This window comes from Streptomyces sp. DSM 116793 (assembly GCF_057320905.1).
In genome coordinates this window covers 9,103,947-9,119,440 of sequence record NZ_CM170494.1, presented here as the reverse complement: position 1 = coordinate 9,119,440, position 15,494 = coordinate 9,103,947, and the positions used below count along the sequence as shown (strand labels likewise).

The window sequence follows — 15,494 nt, the reverse complement described above, 5'->3', positions numbered from 1 at the left end:
GGGTGGACACCGCCGGTTCCGGAGGGCGGCGCACGGGCGCCGCTATATGCGCCACTTGCGGAGCTGCTCGGCGGCCGAGTAGACGTCCGCGTCGCCGTCGCGCACCTGGCGGACCAGGCCGGACAACGCGCCGTACGGCGGGTCGATGCCCTCGCCGGACTGGCCCATGTACTGGGCGGCGACCAGGGCGGCGTAGAGGGAATTGAGGTGCGGCAGCGGCTCCAGGCGGACGATGGCGTGCAGGAGCGCCGCCGCCCGCCAGGCCGCATCCGGATCGGAGGCGGCGAGCGTCGGCATCTTGGTCTTGTGACGGGCTACCGCCGCCACCAGCGCCGAGTAGTCGGCGACGGACACGTCCTCGGGCATGGCACGCTCCTGGACGTCCAGGAGCCATGACACGTCGATGTAGAGGGGCATCAGGCGACCGCGGCTCCCCGGCCACGGCGCCGGGAGGGCGGCAACTCGTCGGGGAACGCCTCGTCGAACTCGGCGCTCAGCTTCTCGCCCCAGGCGAGCGCGCCCGCCACGAACTGCTTCCGCTGGTGCTCCCGCACGCCGAGATCGTGCAGATACTGCTTCAGGCTCTTCCCCTCGGCGGCTGCCGCCGCCCGGACCCCCTCCAGCTCCTCGTCGGTGAACGACACATTCAGGGATGGCATGCTCTCACGGTACCAATCAGGTGCCATTGCAGGGAACGACCCTACCGTCGCCGCGGGAGCACCGGAACAGGGGTGGTGTCGCGGGAGGCGGGGTGCGCTGCCGTAGCGTGCCGCCATGACCACACACAGCTCCACACCCGATCTGCCCACCACCGCACATGCCGTCGCCGCGCTCTCCGCGGGGCCCGTCGACGCGGACACCTCGTTCGTCCCGGTGGACATCGCCCTGCCCGCGCCCGGCCCCCACGACCTGCTGGTGGAGGTCCGCGCGGTCTCCGTGAACCCGGTCGACGTGAAGGTCCGCGCCGCCTTCGGCCCCACCGAGGCGCCCAAGGTGCTGGGCTTCGACGCGTCGGGGGTGGTGGTTGCGACCGGTTCGCAGGTCAGCGCGTTCTCGGTGGGTGACGAGGTGTACTACGCGGGCTCCATCGGCCGCCCCGGCGCCAACGCCGACTACCACCTCGTCGACGAGCGCATCACCGGGCACAAGCCCGCGTCGCTGGACTTCCCGGCGGCCGCCGCGGTGCCGCTGACCACGCTCACCGCTTGGGAGTCGCTGTTCGAGCGGATGGCCCTGCGCAGGGACAGCACCGGGACGCTGGTCGTGATGGCCGGGGCCGGCGGGGTCGGCTCCATGGCGATCCAGCTCGCCCGGCAGCTCACGGACGTCACCGTGATCGCCACCGCCTCCCGCGAGGAGTCCATCGCCTGGACCGAGTCGCTGGGCGCCCACCATGTGGTGAACCACCACAACCTCCGCGAGGACCTGCGCAGGGTGGCACCGGACGGAGTGCAGTTCATCCTGTCGCCGTTCTCGCAGGGCAACGTGCAGACGTACGCGGATGTCATGAGCGTGCACGGGCAGGTGGTCGCGATCGACGAGCCGGCCAGCCTGGACACCCTGCCGCTGAAGTCCAAGAGCCAGACGTGGCACTGGGAGCTGATGTTCACACGTCCGCTGTTCGACCCGGAGAGCACGGCGCAGCGCGAGATCCTCGACGAGGCGGCCCGGTTGTTCGATGCGGGCGTTCTGAAGTCGACGCTCACGAAGAAGCTCGCTCCGATCACGCCGGAGACGTTGCGCGAGGCGCATCGGGCGGTGGAGGGGTCGGGGATGATCGGGAAGGTCGTGATCGCGGCGGAGTGAGACCCGGGCCGGCCGGTCCGGTCGGGGCGGCGGTCGGTCTGGCCGATGGTCGGTCGGGACGGCGGTCGGTCGGTGCTCCCCCGGGCCGGTCGCGTTCCGCGGGTCTCCCCGTGGCTTGGCGCGGGGTTCCCCGCTGCCCCTTCCAGGCGTGGCCGCGCGCCGACAGCGGCGCGCGGCTGCGTCCTGGGGCACCTTCGGAGCCCTTGAGTCCGTGGGGGCTCCGCCGCGTGGGTGCGAGCAACCAGCCACGTTCCGAAGGACCCCGTGTCGCCCTCCGGGTCGGCGATGGAACGCACGGGTGCGGATCACCGGTGGCGAATACCTCTTTGTCAGAGCTAACCTTTCCCCCATGGCCCCAGAAGACCTTGCGGACGCGCTGGCGGACGCGCTGGCCGGAATTCAGCGGCTGATCCGGCGGCGGGTGCGCAGCACCATGGCCGAGCCCCGGCTGCGCGGCGCACAGGTGGAGTTGCTCCGGCTGGTCGTCGCCCGGCCCGGCATCCGGGTGTCGGCGGCGGCCAAGGAGCTGTATCTCGCGGGCAATTCGGTCTCCACGCTCGTCAACCAGCTCAGCAAGGCGGGCTTTCTGATCCGGGAGACCGATCCCGGGGACCGCCGCTCGGCGCTGCTGCGGCCCACGCCCGCGGCCGAGTCACGGCTGCGGGACTGGCAGGCACGGCGCAGCGCACTGGTGCGCGGGCAGGTGGCGCGGCTGAGCGAGGCCGACCGTGCGGCGCTCGCCGCCGCCGTCCCCGCCCTGCGCAGACTCGCCCGGAATCTGCACGAGGAAGTGGAGGGCCCATGACCGACACACCGGAGAAGCCCATGTCGAACTCGGCCGACACGCCGGCGGGCCGCTCCCCGGAGGCCACCGGCAGGCCTTCCGGCACGCCCGGCGGCACGGACACCGGACGGCCCGCCGGGGCCACGGACGCCGGACGGGCCACCGGGGCCGCCGAGGAGCCACCCGGCACCACGGGCGCCGCCTCCGGGAAGCGGCCCGCCGGGTCCGCGCCGGGCGACACGCGGTCCACGCCCCACGCACCGGACACGGCGTCGGGCACCGGCACACCCGACGCACCGGCGGACCCCGACACCAAGGCCGACCCCGACGCCCCGGCGGGTGCCGCCGGCGCCCGCCGGGGCGCGCCGACCGCCCGCCGTGAGGCCCCCGCCGACCAGGGCGGCCCCGACGCCGTCACGTGCACCGGTCTCGAGTACTCCTTCGGCACCACGAAGGCCGTCGACGGCCTGGATCTCTCCGTGGCCGCGGGCGAGGTCTTCGGCCTGCTCGGGCCGAACGGCGCCGGCAAGACCACCGCGATCCGCTGCCTCACCACCTTGCTGCCGGTCCCGTCGGGCACCGTACGGGTCTTCGGGCACGACGCGTCCCGGGAACGGATGGCGGTGCGCCGGCTGCTCGGATACGTGCCGCAGCAGCTCTCGGCCGACGCCGGCCTCACCGGACGGGAGAACGTGGCGCTCTTCGCCCGCGTCTTCGACGTGTCCCGCCGGGAGCGCGCGGACCGGGTCAGCCAGGCGCTGGCCGCGGTCGACCTCTCCGATGCGGCCGACCGGCTGGCCAAGACCTACTCGGGCGGTATGATCCGCCGTCTGGAACTGGCCCAGGCGCTGGTCAGCGCGCCGCGCCTGCTGATACTCGACGAGCCCACCATCGGCCTCGACCCGATCGCACGCACCAGCGTGTGGGAGCACATCAACGCCGTACGGTCCGCCACCGGCATGACCGTGCTGGTGACCACGCACTACATGGACGAGGCCGACCAGTACTGCGACCGGGTCGCGCTGATGCACCGCGGCCGGATCCGCGCGCTCGGCACCCCCGGCGAACTCAGGTCCGACCTGCGCAGCCGCCGCCGGGCGGACGGCGAGACCTCCGCGAACCCGACGCTGGAGGACGTCTTCCGGGACGTCGCCGGCAGCGGCCTCGACGAGTCAGGAGACTTCCGCGATGTCCGAAGCACCCGCCGCACCGCCTCGCGCGTCGGCTGAACCGCGCCCCGGCGCGCCCCGGCCGCTGGACCTGCTGGTGGCCCCGCCCGCGGCCCGCGCCGGATGGCGGGTACTGCCCGCCCGGGTCGCCGCGATGTGCGCGGTCGAGCTGCAGAAGCTGCGGCACGACCGCACCGAGCTGTACACCCGTGCGATACAGCCCGCCCTCTGGCTGCTGATCTTCGGCGAGACCTTCACCCGCATCCGGGCGATACCCACCGGCAACGTGCCCTACCTCGACTACCTCGCACCCGGCATCATCGCCCAGTCCGCGATGTTCATCGCGATCTTCTACGGCATCATGATCATCTGGGAGCGGGACGCCGGGATCCTCACCAAGCTGCTGGTGACGCCCACGCCGCGGTCCGCGCTGATCACCGGCAAGGCGTTCGCGGCCGGGCTGAAGGCGCTCATCCAGGCGGTCGTCGTGGTCGTGATCGCGGCCCTGCTGGGCGTGGCGCTGACCTGGAACCCGCTGAGACTGCTCGGTGTGGCGGCCGCGGTGATCCTGGGCTCCGCGTTCTTCTCGTGCCTGTCGATGTCCATCGCGGGGATCGTGCTCACCCGCGACCGGTTGATGGGCATCGGACAGGCCATCACGATGCCGTTGTTCTTCGGCTCCAACGCCCTGTACCCGGTGTCCGTGATGCCGGACTGGCTGCAGACCATCAGCAAGATCAACCCATTGAGCTACCAGGTCGACGCGTTGCGGGGCCTGCTCCTGGGCACTCCCTCGCATCTGGGGCTCGACTATGCGGTGCTGCTGTTCGCCGCACTCCTGGGCATCGCCGCCGCCTCCTCGCTGCTGGCCCGCCTCGCCCGCTGACGCGGGCAGCCCCTCGCCCGCCGACGCGGGCAGCCGGGCATCCGATGACAAAAGATCCCGGGCACACTACACATAAGCCGCAATTAAGGGCACTATGGGATAAACGGCCTTGAGCCGTACCAGTAAGCACGGCCGGACTTCGTACAGTGAAGGAGTCGAGTCCTCATGGCCGAGGTTTACCACCACAGGGGTGACATCAGCAGTCATCCCGATGTGGATGAAATGAGGGCACGATACGCCCGGGTACTCGGTGGGCGAGACGTTGTGCTGATGGATGCGCCGGTGTTCCTCATCGGCCTCTACCTGGCCGTCTCGCCCTGGGTGGTGCACTTCACCACGAACCAGTCCTTCCTGGTGGTGCACAACGTGATCATCGGCATCGCGCTCGGCCTGCTGGCCCTGGGGTTCACCGTGAACCCGGCCCGGATGTACGGGCTGAGCTGGGCCATGAGCGCCATCGGCGTGTGGCTGATCATCTCGCCCTGGATCGTGGGTACCCACCCGGACGCGGGCGTCATCGCGAACAACGCCACTTTGGGTGGCCTGACCGTAGCATTGGGGCTTTTGTGCGCGGCTGCTGCAGCGAAGGCTAAGAGCAGCCGCCACTCCCACGGTTAGGCCGGCGACTCGACGGAAGGGGGCGCACAGTCCCGCGCGGCGCCCGGCCCGACGGGCGTGCCGGCGCAGGGCGTTGCCCGACACAGCGAACCGCCGTCCACCTCAGACGGGGACGAGCGGTCGGCCCGGCCGGTTCGCCGACGTGCGGACCGGCCGGCGTGTGCCGGTGCGCTCCCTCGCGAAGTCCCCCCGCACGCCCTGTGATCACGCCCCGTGCTCCGTGCGTGCGCGCCCTGCGACCACCGCTCTTGCCGCACCGCGCCCCTGTCCCGCTGAGCGATCCGCCCTGCGCCCGGAGTTGATCGAAATGGCCTGCCCGGGCATCACACACCAACCGGTTCGTGTCTGGTCTCGACCTCTCCCGGTCAAAGCCCCAAGACCGGAGCGACTCAGGGAATACCCTCACAACCGGGGGCGGTACGGCGAGGCGGCACGAAGAGAGCGGTGGAGCGTGGTCGTTGGACAGCGGCATACCGGCACGCTTGCGGTGCAGCAGATGCGCCCCGGGGACCACGCCTTCCTCTGCTACGGCGCACCGAGAGGCAGCGGCGCGCCGCAGGGCGCACGGGCCCCCGGCGCGGAGACGGACGGCTGGGACGTGCTGTCGGCCTTCATCTGGTCGGGGCTGGCCCGCGGCGAGAAGGTGCTGGTCCTGCCACCACCGGGGCTGACGGAGCCGAGGGTGTGGGGGCGCCTGCAGCAGGCGCCCGGTCTGCTGCTCGCCACCGGCCGCACCTCCGGCCAGCTCTGCCTGACCACCATGCGGAAACTGCTCGGGCCCGGCGGACGGTTCACCCCCGAGCGCCAGTGGCAGTCCCTCCGGGAGCAGACCGAGAGGGCACGCCGCGAAGGGTACGCCGGTCTGCGCTGCTACATCGACATGGGGTGGGTCGCCGACCTCGGCGCCCGCATCGAGGTGGTGATGGACCGGGAGCGGCGCGCCGGGCACCTCTTCACCGACGGCTTCTACAGCGAGATCTGCGCCTACCACCGCGCGGACTTCCCCACCGAGGCCCTCGACACCCTCTGCGCGGCCCACCCCCGCAACCTCCTGCCGGGCCTCGGCCAGCTGCGTGCCCTGCATAGCACCGGCACCCTCCGCCTGATCGGCGAGGCGGACGTGGCCACCCGCGGCCGTTTCCGGCAGGCCCTCACCACCGCGGTGTCCGGCAGCGCCGGAACCGCACGGCTGACCGTCGACCTGACCGGCCTGACGTTCCTCGGCAGCGAGTGCGCCGCCGACCTGGTCGGCGTGCTGGGCCGCCGTCCCGGAGGGCAGACGGTCAGCGTCCGGTGCACGGACCGCGACGCGGCCCTGCTGTTCCGCCTGGGCGCGGACCGGGCCAACGTGGACGTGCTCCCCCGCTGACCAGCCCGCAGGCCGGCGGCACGACGATCGCGGCCGCGACCGGGCCCCGGCGGCCGTGACCGGTTCCGACGGCTGTTGTCCCCGCCCGTGGAGCCGCCGGGCCGGGCGGCGCCGGCTCGGACGGCGCCGAAATTCCCTCGGAGACACCGCCCCGCACAGGTTAGGGTCCGGGGGACACACCGACATCGGCGAAAGGGCGGGGCAGGCGGCCATGGAACGAATCGGTCCCCCGTCGATCGCGGGAGAGCGCGAGATGCTCCGCGCGTTCCTCGACTTCCACCGCGCCACCCTGGCCATGAAGTGCGAGGGCCTCGGCGACGAGGAGCTGCGCCGGCGGTCGATGCCGCCGTCGACGCTCACCCTGCTCGGTCTGGTACGGCACATGGCGGAGGTGGAGCGCGCCTGGTTCCGCCGGGTGGTGGGCGGCGAGGACATCGCCCTGGTCTGGTCGGACGACGGTGACTTCCAGGCCGCGTACGACGCACGGGACGCCTCCGGCGCCGAGGCCTTCGCCGCCTGGCGGGCGGAGGTCGAGAAGGCACGCGCGATCGAGGCCGCCGCGGACTCCCTCGACCTGGTCGTGCCCTGCGAGCGCTGGGGTGAGGACGTCTCCCTGCGCATGGTGATGCTGCACCTCATCCACGAGTACGCACGGCACAACGGCCACGCCGACCTCCTCCGCGAGGGCATCGACGGCACGGTCGGAGTCTGAGGGCCGGCTACGGCACGTGCCCGAGGCCCGGCGAACCGCGACCGGCACGGCAGGACCCGGTGAACGGCGCCGGTGGGGCCGGGGGCTGATTCCGGTCGAATCCGGCGGCCGAGAACGAACGGAGGGCCGGGGAGACGCCCGCCCGACGCCACGTCAGGCCTGGCTCCGGCCTTGCTTCCGCGCCCCATCCGCTTCTCGCACCGCAGCGACTTCTCCCTGCTCAGCGGCACCGCGCCGGCGCGTCGGCGACGCACCCGAGGGGCCGTCCCCCGTTTCCCCGCGGTCTATTGACGCGTACGCGTCCACCTGTATGGTCTAGTCCAAGCAGCAGGACCTGCGCCGCCCCGCCCGTGTGGTCGCGGTGGCGGTCATGGGTTTGTGCCGCCGTCCCTTCGCGCCTCTTGGCCCCACAACTCGAGAGGCCGACCCGCCGGGTGCCCTGGTTCCCCTCTCCCACCCGCGCGGGAAGACCTGATGTGAAGGAGTACGCATGCACGCAAAGAGAAAGCTGGCTGCACTCGTCGGCGCTGCACTCGCCCCGGTCATCGCGGTGAGCCTGCCCGCGGGTTCCGCGAGTGCGCACGGTTACATATCCCAGCCGCCGAGCCGTCAGGCGCAGTGCGCCGCCGGCGTGGTGAGCTGTGGCGACATCAAGTACGAGCCGCAGAGCGTGGAGGGCCCCAAGGGGCTGACGAGCTGCAGCGCGGGCATCTCGCGGTTCTCCGACCTCGACGACAACAGCAAGGGCTGGGTCGTCACCAAGGTCGGCTCCACGGCCACCTTCAGCTGGAGGTACACCGCACGGCACGCCACCAGCAACTGGCAGTACTTCGTGGGCGGCAAGAAGATCGCCGAGTTCAGCGGGAACAACCAGCAGCCCGGTGACACCACCACCCACCAGGTGAACTTCGGCAGCCTGCGCGGGCAGCAGAAGGTGCTCGCGGTGTGGAACATCGCGGACACCGCCAACGCGTTCTACTCCTGCGTCGATGTGAACATCGGCTGAGGCGTTCCCTCCCTCCCCCCAACCACCGGGCACCGTGTCGGAGACCACCGGGCCCAGGCCGGAAGGTGGTCCCGGCGCGGTGTCCGGACCCGCCGGCACCCGTGCCGGTGTGACAAGCGCACCACCCAACCCCCCACACGCACAGTGCCGCCCCTACCGGGCGGCAGGCAGGAGTGACCATCGTGCGAACGCGCATGATCGGACTGCTGACCGCGGCGGCGTCCGCGGTGACCCTCTCGGTGCTGACGCTGGCACCCACGGCGTCCGCGCACAACACCTCGGTCAAGGCCGACTTCGTGGTCAGCGAAGCGCAGTTCAACAGCATGTTCCCGAACCGGAACCAGTTCTACACCTACCAGGGCCTGACCGACGCGCTCAGCGCCTACCCGGAGTTCACGCACTCGGGCAGCGACACCGTGCAGAAGCAGGAGGCCGCGGCGTTCCTGGCCAATGTCGCCCATGAGACCGGTGGCCTGGTCTACGTGGTCGAGCAGAACACGGCCAACTATCCGCACTACTGCGACCCATCGCAGCCCTACGGCTGCCCCGCGGGCAACGACAAGTACTACGGCCGCGGCCCGATCCAGCTCAGCTGGAACTTCAACTACAAGGCCGCGGGCGACGCGCTCGGCATCGACCTGCTGAACAACCCGGACCTGGTGCAGAACGACGCGGCGGTGTCCTGGAAGACCGGGCTCTGGTACTGGAACACCCAGACCGGCCCCGGCACCATGACCCCGCACAACGCCATGGTGAACGGCGCCGGTTTCGGTGAGACCATCCGCAGCATCAACGGCAGCCTGGAGTGCAACGGCGCAAACCCCGGCCAGGTCCAAGACCGCATCGACAACTACACCAAGTTCGCGCAGATCCTGGGCGTCGACCCGGGCGGCAACCTCAGTTGCTGAGCCCGGCCGGGCTCCGGGCCCCGCGTCCGGGACCCACCGCGTGACACCTGCCGCGAAGGGCCGTGGGCCGGCGAGCCCCGGCCCTTCGCACTGCCCCGGCGCGGCCGGCCCGCGTCCCGCACGGGGCACCCCGCTCCCGGCCGTCAGCCGCGTCCGCCGGGGACCACCGCACGCCCGGCCGCGGTGAGCGCCCGGACCGCGTCCGCGCACACCTCGGCGACGATGTCGGTGGCCGAGTCGATACCGCTGATCAGGTCGACCGCCTCACCGGCCCAGACCGGCAGGGCCGTCATGTCGCCGCGTGCGACGGCCGCACGGTACTCCTCCAGCGCGGCCGTGTCGGAGCTGAGTTCGTCCTCCCGGTTCCGCCAGCGGTCCAGGAACTCGTTGCGCAGGGTGCGTGCGGTGTACCGGGCCGGCCACGGGGCGCCGCGCGCGATGTCCAGCACCCTGCTGCGCGCGGTGTCACCGCCCTCCGCGTCCACCAGCGCCTTGAGCACCTCCGCCGGCACCAGCGCCTCCCTGCTGGCCCGGAAGCGGGTGCCCATCAGCACCCCGGCCGCGCCCAGGGCCAGCGCCGCGGCCACTCCCCGTCCGTCCGCTATGCCGCCCGCCGCGAGAACGGGTGTGGCCCCGGCCGCGTCGACGACCGCGGGCACGAACGGCAGCGTGGCCCGGCCGCCGCCGTGCCCGCCTGCCTCCGAGCCCTGCGCGACCAGGACGTCGGCGCCCGCGTCGAGCGCCTGCGCCGCCTCGGTGCGGCTGGTGACCTGCACGAGCAGCGGCACTCCCGCGTCGTGCACGGGCGCCGCGAGCGGTCGGGGGTCGCCGAAGGAGAGCATGACCGCCGCGGGCCGGTACTCCAGGGCCCGTGCCACGGTGTCCGCGTCCGCGGCCCAGCTGAGGAAGCCCACTCCCCAGGGACGGGTGGTCTCACGGGTGACCAGCGACAACTCACGCTCCAGCCAGCCGCGCTCGCCCCGGCCGGCGCCCACCATGCCGAGGCCTCCGCCCCGGGACACCGCCGCGGCCAGCGCGCCGCCCGCGCTGCCGCCCATCGGTGCCGACACCACCGGGCACTCGATCCCCACCAACTCCGTGAACGCCGTCTTCCATGCCATGCCCCCATCATCGTCCGCACCCGCAACGCACCCGCGCCCGGGCGCCACACGGCCGCCCCACCGCATTCACGCCAAAGCCCCCCGAGCCCTGTACCTGTGGCCTCCGCCGCGGCGTGATCGGCCCATGACCGCCCGTCACCGGAGCCTCCACGGCCGCCATCGGGCTGGGCCTTTGTGCGCCGGAGCCTTTCACGGACCGTGATGCCGCACTGGTCCCCGACGGGGGACGGTCTCGGCCACCACCGCGATCGCCGTGCTGCCCGAGGGATCTTTGCTCCCTACACTCTTCCTGTCGGCGCCTGCTCCAGGGCCGGGTGCCGACGGGACTGCCGCGCCGCAGGAGCCATATGAGTTGGGCTCCCCCGCCCCGACATCTCCGCGGCGCGGCAGTCGGACCTCCCGGCACACCGCACCCCGCTCCGGGGCCCCTCCGGCACTCCCCGCGGCCCGCTGTCTCATCCTCAGGTCAAGGGTGAGGCACCACTCTTTAGGTGCAACATAGTCCACTCGTTGGTGGTGTCTTCCCTGGCAGAACGGCCGCACTTGCGTGTCCTGCGCAGTACGAGAGTTCTGACGACGCGGTGCCGCACGCCCGATGTGGGTAGCATCCGGCACCACACACCTGCACACGATTCGAGAGAGCGGGGACGCGATGCCGGACAATGCTTCGGACCACACCAACCTCAAGACCCAGTACGCCGCACAGGTGGCCACCGACCTGGAGAACAACGCCAGGGAGCAGGAACGTATCGCTTCGGAGATCGCCACACTGCAGACCCAACTGGGCGAACTCGAGCGGGATCACGCCCTCCTGCTCAGCATGCAGCAGGCACTGGCCGGGGACCCCCCGAACGCTGCCCCTGACACCCCGACGGGTGACACCACGTCCGCCGGTGGACCGTCGAGGGCCCGGCTGCCCCGGGCCCGCAAGCCGCGGGACGGCGCAGGGGAGAAGGGCGAGAAGAGCGAGCGGGACACCAAGGGCACACGGAGCACCAGGGGCGCCAGGCAGGGCGCGGACGGTAAGCCCGGCAGGGCGGCGAAGGCCGCGGCGCAGGGCACCAAGGAGCGCACGGGCCGCCGCAGGACGCCGGGCACGCCCACGTTGCGCGAGGTGGTCGGGTCCCTGCTCGCCGGACACGACGAGCCCCGTTCCGCCGCGGAGGTCACCAACGCGCTCGCCGAGCGGCACCCCGAGCGCAAGGTCAGCCCGACGGTGGTGCGCAACACCCTGGAGGCGCTGGTGGCCAAGGGACAGGCACACCGCAGCAAGCAGCAGAAGTCGGTGTTCTACTCGGCCGTGGCCACGACGCCCCGAGTGGCCGCGAGCGGCGGGGACGTGGAGGCCGGGCCCTCGGACGAGGCCTCCGGCGCCTGAGCCGCCGGGCGGCTCAGGACGGGCACGGGCGGCCGGTCCCGGCCGGGCGGTGACCGGTCACCCGGTGGTGAGCGGGCAGTCGGTCACCAGCCGTGCCGGGTCCCCGCCCCGGGGCAGGGGCACGGTATGGCCGGCCGGCGGCCGCCGCCCGTCGTCGAGCCACGCCTCCAGGGCGCGGAACGCGCTGCGGTGACAGGGCGTCAGCGGCCGGAGCCGGTCGGGGAACGTGTCGAAGAGACCGTCGACATGCGACCCGCCGGCCACGCGGTAGTAGCGGAACAGCCCGTCGCGCCCCGCCGCGTGCACCATCCGGGCGTAGGCGTCGCCGGTGCGGCTGATCGGCAGCAGCACGTCGTAGGTGCCCTGCAGACTGATCAGGGGCTTGCCGATGCGGCCGGTCAGGGCGATCTTCGCGACCGCCCGCCGTACCGACGCGGGGCGCGCCGCGTAGTCGTAGTCGGCGTCGCAGCCGGGGCCGCCGCCCGCGGCGCAGAAGGGGGTGCCGGCCTGGAGGGCACCGTCGTAGTCCGGGTCGAGTTCCTCGCGGTAGGTGCGCTGGGTGAGGTCCCAGTAGGTCTGGTGGTAGTACGGCCACAGGAACTCCGAGCCCGCGGGGTAGCCGGCGGCGAGCAGGGCGCGGTGTGCCCCGGCCGCACCAGTGCCGCCCGCCGCGTAGCCGGGGTAGGCGCGCAGGGCCGGCGGCAGGAAGGTGAGCGGGTTGGGGCCGTCGGTGCGCCACAGGACGCCCTCCCAGTCCACTCCCCCGTCGTACAGCTCGGGATGGTGCTCCAGCTGCCAGCGGACCAGATAGCCGCCGTTCGACAGCCCGGTCGCAAGGGTGCGCCGCGGCGGACGGTGGTACCTCTGGAGCGTCACCGCGCGGGCGGCTCGGGTGAGCTGGGTGAGGCGGCTGTTCCACTCGGCGATCGCATCGCCCGGGGTGCGCCCGTCGCGGTGGAAGTCGGCGCCGGTGTTGCCCTTGTCGGTGGCGGCGAAGGCGTAGCCGCGGGACAGCACCCAGTCGCCGATGGCTCGGTCGTTCGCGTACTGCGCCCGGGTGCCCGGGGCGCCGGTGACGACGAGCCCGCCGTTCCAGTGGTCGGGCAGCCGGATGACGAACTGCGCGTCGTGGTGCCAGCCGTGGTGGCTGTTGGCGGCCGAGCCGTCCGGGAAGTAGCCGTCCAGCTGGATGCCGGGCACCTTACCGGGCACCGGCAGGCCCGCCGGGGTGAGTCCCGCCCAGTCGGCCTGGACGGTGTGTCCGGAGGCGAGGGTGCCCCGCGTGGTGAGGTCGTCCAGGCAGGCGCTCTCGGCACGCTCGGCGGCCGGGACACGGAGTTGTGCGTCCGTCCCGCAGTGCGCGGGCCCGGGCGCGGGCGGTCCGGCGGACCCGGGTGCCGCGGCCGTGACGGCGAGCAGGGCGGCGGCGACCAGCGCCGCCGCGCCGCCCGGGCGCAGGGCGCGGCCCCGCCTCCGGTGGTGCGGCGGGCGGGCGGGGCGACGGTCCGCTGCTCTGCTCGGTGGGGCGTGCATGGCAACCTCCGGAGCCGGTGGACGCGGTAGGCCGTGTGAGCGGGCTTGGGGAGGCTATGCGCGCGGGCACCGCCGCGGCACGGGTGCGCGGTACACAGTGGCCGGGCGCGAAGTGGTGTCCGGCACCGTGGTCGGCCGCATGGCCGGGCGGGCCGGCGCCGGGGGCTCGGACGTGCGCAGGCGCCGCGGCTCGGGGCCACGGCGCCTGCTGACTCACGGTGGGCCGGGACACGGCGTCCCGGCCGGTGCCCGGAGGCCTACGGATACGACGTCACCGTGGATGGCACGGTGCTGGTTCCGGAGGTCGCCGCGCCGGTGTTGTTGATGACGTGGTTGTACTGGCCCATGCCGCCGAGCGAGATCACCAGCAGGTCGTGGAACTTCACGCCCGACTTGGTCGGTGCCTCGAAGCCGTGGTCCTGCACGATGGACGGGTCCACGTTGTAGTTGCAGTAGCTGCCCAGGCCCCAGGCTTCGTGGGTGTTGACGGAGTCGGCCACCTTGTAGGCGGCGTACCCCTTGGTGCTGCCGTTCTGGATGGCGGCCTGGTTGGGGGCGTCGTAGGCCTTCTCGTTCTGGAAGAAGATCGTCTTTCCGTTCTGGCCGTTCCACTGCACGTCGTACTTGTTGAAGTGCTCGACGAACAGCCCGGTGGCGAGGACGTCGTCGCCGTTGACCACCAGGCCGTAGTCGGAACGGTTGGCGGTCCAGCCGACCCCGCTGCCGTGGTCGGCGCGCCACAGCCAGGTGTGGTCGATGATGGTGTCGTCGCTGTTGACGGTCATCGCGGTGGTGACGAGGCCCGGCCCCGCGCCGCCGACCCTGGCGAACACGTCCTGCACCGATGTCGGGTTGGCCGAGTGGTCGGCCGACGAGCCGGGCGGGCCGACCTCGAGGAGCTCCGCGGAGTTGGTGCTGCCCGCGTCGAGGAGGAAACCGGCCAGCTTGACGCCGTCCACGTCCGCGACCTTCATCGCGGTCACACCGTTGTCGGGCACGATCGTGGCGTAGCCGAGGCCCAGCACGACGGTGTTGGCACGGTTGACGTTGATCGTCTGGTTGACGTGATAGATGCCCGGCGTGAACAGCAGGTTCAGGCCCTGTGCCAGCGCCGCGTTGATGGTGGCGGCGGAGTCCCCCGGATGGGCGACGTAGAACTGGTCCAGCGGGATGGAACTGCCCGCTGGTGTGCCGCTCGCCCAGTCCACGCCCTGGGCGTTGGTGCGCTTGGCGGGCACGAACACCTTGTAGGTGCTGCCGTCCAGGTAGAGGAACGGCTTCTCGCGGGAGACGGGCGTGGTTGCGAGGGTGGTGTACGGCGGGTTGGGGAAGCTCTGCGCCGGTGCGCCCTGCACACCGGAGAAGACCATGTTCCAGACGCCGTTCACCCAGCCGCCGACGGAGCTGTCGCGGGTGTACCACTGCTGCTGCGAGTAGGGGCCCACGGAACCGTCGATCTTGCTGTCCGCGATGTAGCCGCCGCTCGCCCAGCCGTAGCCGTTCGGGGCCAGGTTCAGCCCGCCCTTCACATGCATCCGGCGGAACGGGGCGGCCTGGGCGACCGCCCAGCGGTCGGTGCCGTTCACCGGCTTGAGCGCGAGGTTCTCGGCGCTGCGCCAGAAGTTCTGCGTCGCATTGCCGTTGAACCAGCCGGCGTCCACCGTCACATCGCCGTTGATCGTGGTGGAGTCGGGCGACAGGCCGAGGCCCGAGATGGAGGTGTAGAAGCCGAGCTGGGCGTTGAGGCCGTTGTAGGTGCCCGGCTTGAACAGGAGCTGGTAGCGTCCCTGGCCGAACTGGGCGGACTCCTGCTTCCTGAAGATGTCGTCCAGGGTGCCCTGGATGTTCGGCGTCGAGGGGTCGAAGACGATGACGTTCGGACCCAGGTCGCCGCCGCCGGCCAGCGGGGCCGCCTGTGCGGTCCCCGGGGTGAGCGCAGGCACCAGGGCGAGCGCCACCGCGGTCAGGGCGGAGCCGAGCACCGCCGCCACCGAGGCGCGGCCACGGCGGGGCGTGGGATGTGCTCCGCCCGGGTGCACCGGGCTGTGCGGGGGAGAAAGCATGTCGGAGAACTCCTGGAGTAGTTGAGTGCGGGATGCCGCCTCGACCCGGAGAGAGCGCTCTCAGTCGGCAGATGGATCCTTGACCCGGCCGGTACGCCGCGTCAAGACTTGTGCACGGACCGGCATTTCACCGGTCATGGC

General features: G+C 72.1%; 14 protein-coding genes and 1 pseudogene. 10 read left to right on the top strand and 5 right to left on the bottom strand.

Annotated elements, in window-relative coordinates; genetic code table 11:
* Positions 1–42 precede the first annotated feature (42 nt).
* Both ACSMXW_RS36100 and ACSMXW_RS36095 read right to left on the bottom strand, forming a co-directional pair.
* A complete protein-coding gene (locus tag ACSMXW_RS36100; RefSeq protein WP_485802688.1) occupies positions 43–417 on the bottom strand; it encodes a toxin Doc in 375 nt (124 codons plus the stop codon).
* Positions 417–659, bottom strand: coding sequence for a hypothetical protein (locus ACSMXW_RS36095; RefSeq protein WP_485802686.1), 243 nt, complete (start codon positions 657–659; stop codon positions 417–419). Before ACSMXW_RS36095 ends, ACSMXW_RS36100 begins: the two co-directional genes overlap by 1 nt.
* Before the next feature lie 115 nt (positions 660–774).
* Here ACSMXW_RS36095 and ACSMXW_RS36090 point away from each other — a divergent pair, with 115 nt between their 5' ends.
* From ACSMXW_RS36090 to ACSMXW_RS36050, 9 genes and pseudogenes are all read left to right on the top strand, one after another.
* Entirely contained in the window at positions 775–1,806 is a 1,032-nt protein-coding gene (locus ACSMXW_RS36090) for a zinc-binding alcohol dehydrogenase family protein (RefSeq protein ID WP_485802685.1), read from the top strand.
* Positions 1,807–2,155: 349 nt separating this feature from the next.
* Positions 2,156–2,611, top strand: a complete 456-nt coding sequence (locus ACSMXW_RS36085) for a MarR family winged helix-turn-helix transcriptional regulator (RefSeq protein WP_485802683.1) — start codon at positions 2,156–2,158, stop codon at positions 2,609–2,611.
* Positions 2,612–2,988: 377 nt separating this feature from the next.
* Positions 2,989–3,819 (top strand): annotated as a pseudogene (locus ACSMXW_RS36080) (ATP-binding cassette domain-containing protein); the annotation flags it as partial.
* Positions 3,779–4,645: an ABC transporter permease gene (locus ACSMXW_RS36075; protein WP_485802681.1), complete on the top strand. Its 867-nt coding sequence runs from the start codon at positions 3,779–3,781 to the stop codon at positions 4,643–4,645. The pseudogene ACSMXW_RS36080 and the gene ACSMXW_RS36075, both read left to right, overlap by 41 nt.
* A 165-nt stretch (positions 4,646–4,810) precedes the next feature.
* Positions 4,811–5,263: an SPW repeat protein gene (locus ACSMXW_RS36070; protein ID WP_485802679.1), complete on the top strand. Its 453-nt coding sequence runs from the start codon at positions 4,811–4,813 to the stop codon at positions 5,261–5,263.
* Between the two features lie 451 nt (positions 5,264–5,714).
* Positions 5,715–6,632, top strand: a complete 918-nt coding sequence (locus tag ACSMXW_RS36065; RefSeq protein ID WP_485802678.1) for an MEDS domain-containing protein — start codon at positions 5,715–5,717, stop codon at positions 6,630–6,632.
* Between the two features lie 211 nt (positions 6,633–6,843).
* Positions 6,844–7,344: a DinB family protein gene (locus tag ACSMXW_RS36060; RefSeq protein ID WP_485802676.1), complete on the top strand. Its 501-nt coding sequence runs from the start codon at positions 6,844–6,846 to the stop codon at positions 7,342–7,344.
* Between the two features lie 490 nt (positions 7,345–7,834).
* Entirely contained in the window at positions 7,835–8,350 is a 516-nt protein-coding gene (locus ACSMXW_RS36055; RefSeq protein WP_485802674.1) for a lytic polysaccharide monooxygenase auxiliary activity family 9 protein, read from the top strand.
* A gap of 182 nt (positions 8,351–8,532) precedes the next feature.
* Positions 8,533–9,258, top strand: a complete 726-nt coding sequence (locus tag ACSMXW_RS36050; protein ID WP_485802673.1) for a chitinase — start codon at positions 8,533–8,535, stop codon at positions 9,256–9,258.
* Between the two features lie 143 nt (positions 9,259–9,401).
* Here the strand turns inward: ACSMXW_RS36050 and ACSMXW_RS36045 are convergent, their stop codons facing one another.
* Positions 9,402–10,379, bottom strand: a complete 978-nt coding sequence (locus ACSMXW_RS36045; RefSeq protein ID WP_485802671.1) for an NAD(P)H-dependent flavin oxidoreductase — start codon at positions 10,377–10,379, stop codon at positions 9,402–9,404.
* A 652-nt stretch (positions 10,380–11,031) separates the two neighbouring features.
* Here ACSMXW_RS36045 and ACSMXW_RS36040 point away from each other — a divergent pair.
* Positions 11,032–11,757: a hypothetical protein gene (locus ACSMXW_RS36040; RefSeq protein ID WP_485802670.1), complete on the top strand. Its 726-nt coding sequence runs from the start codon at positions 11,032–11,034 to the stop codon at positions 11,755–11,757.
* Between the two features lie 57 nt (positions 11,758–11,814).
* On the opposite strand, the gene ACSMXW_RS36035 is transcribed toward ACSMXW_RS36040, so the two are convergent.
* Both ACSMXW_RS36035 and ACSMXW_RS36030 read right to left on the bottom strand, forming a co-directional pair.
* A complete protein-coding gene (locus ACSMXW_RS36035) occupies positions 11,815–13,290 on the bottom strand; it encodes a 3-hydroxybutyrate oligomer hydrolase family protein (RefSeq protein ID WP_485802668.1) in 1,476 nt (491 codons plus the stop codon).
* 257 nt (positions 13,291–13,547) lie between these two features.
* Positions 13,548–15,353 carry a coagulation factor 5/8 type domain-containing protein gene (locus tag ACSMXW_RS36030; protein WP_485802666.1) on the bottom strand — a complete coding sequence of 602 codons (1,806 nt, stop codon included), beginning with the start codon at positions 15,351–15,353 and terminating at the stop codon, positions 13,548–13,550.
* Positions 15,354–15,494: the final 141 nt, after the last annotated feature.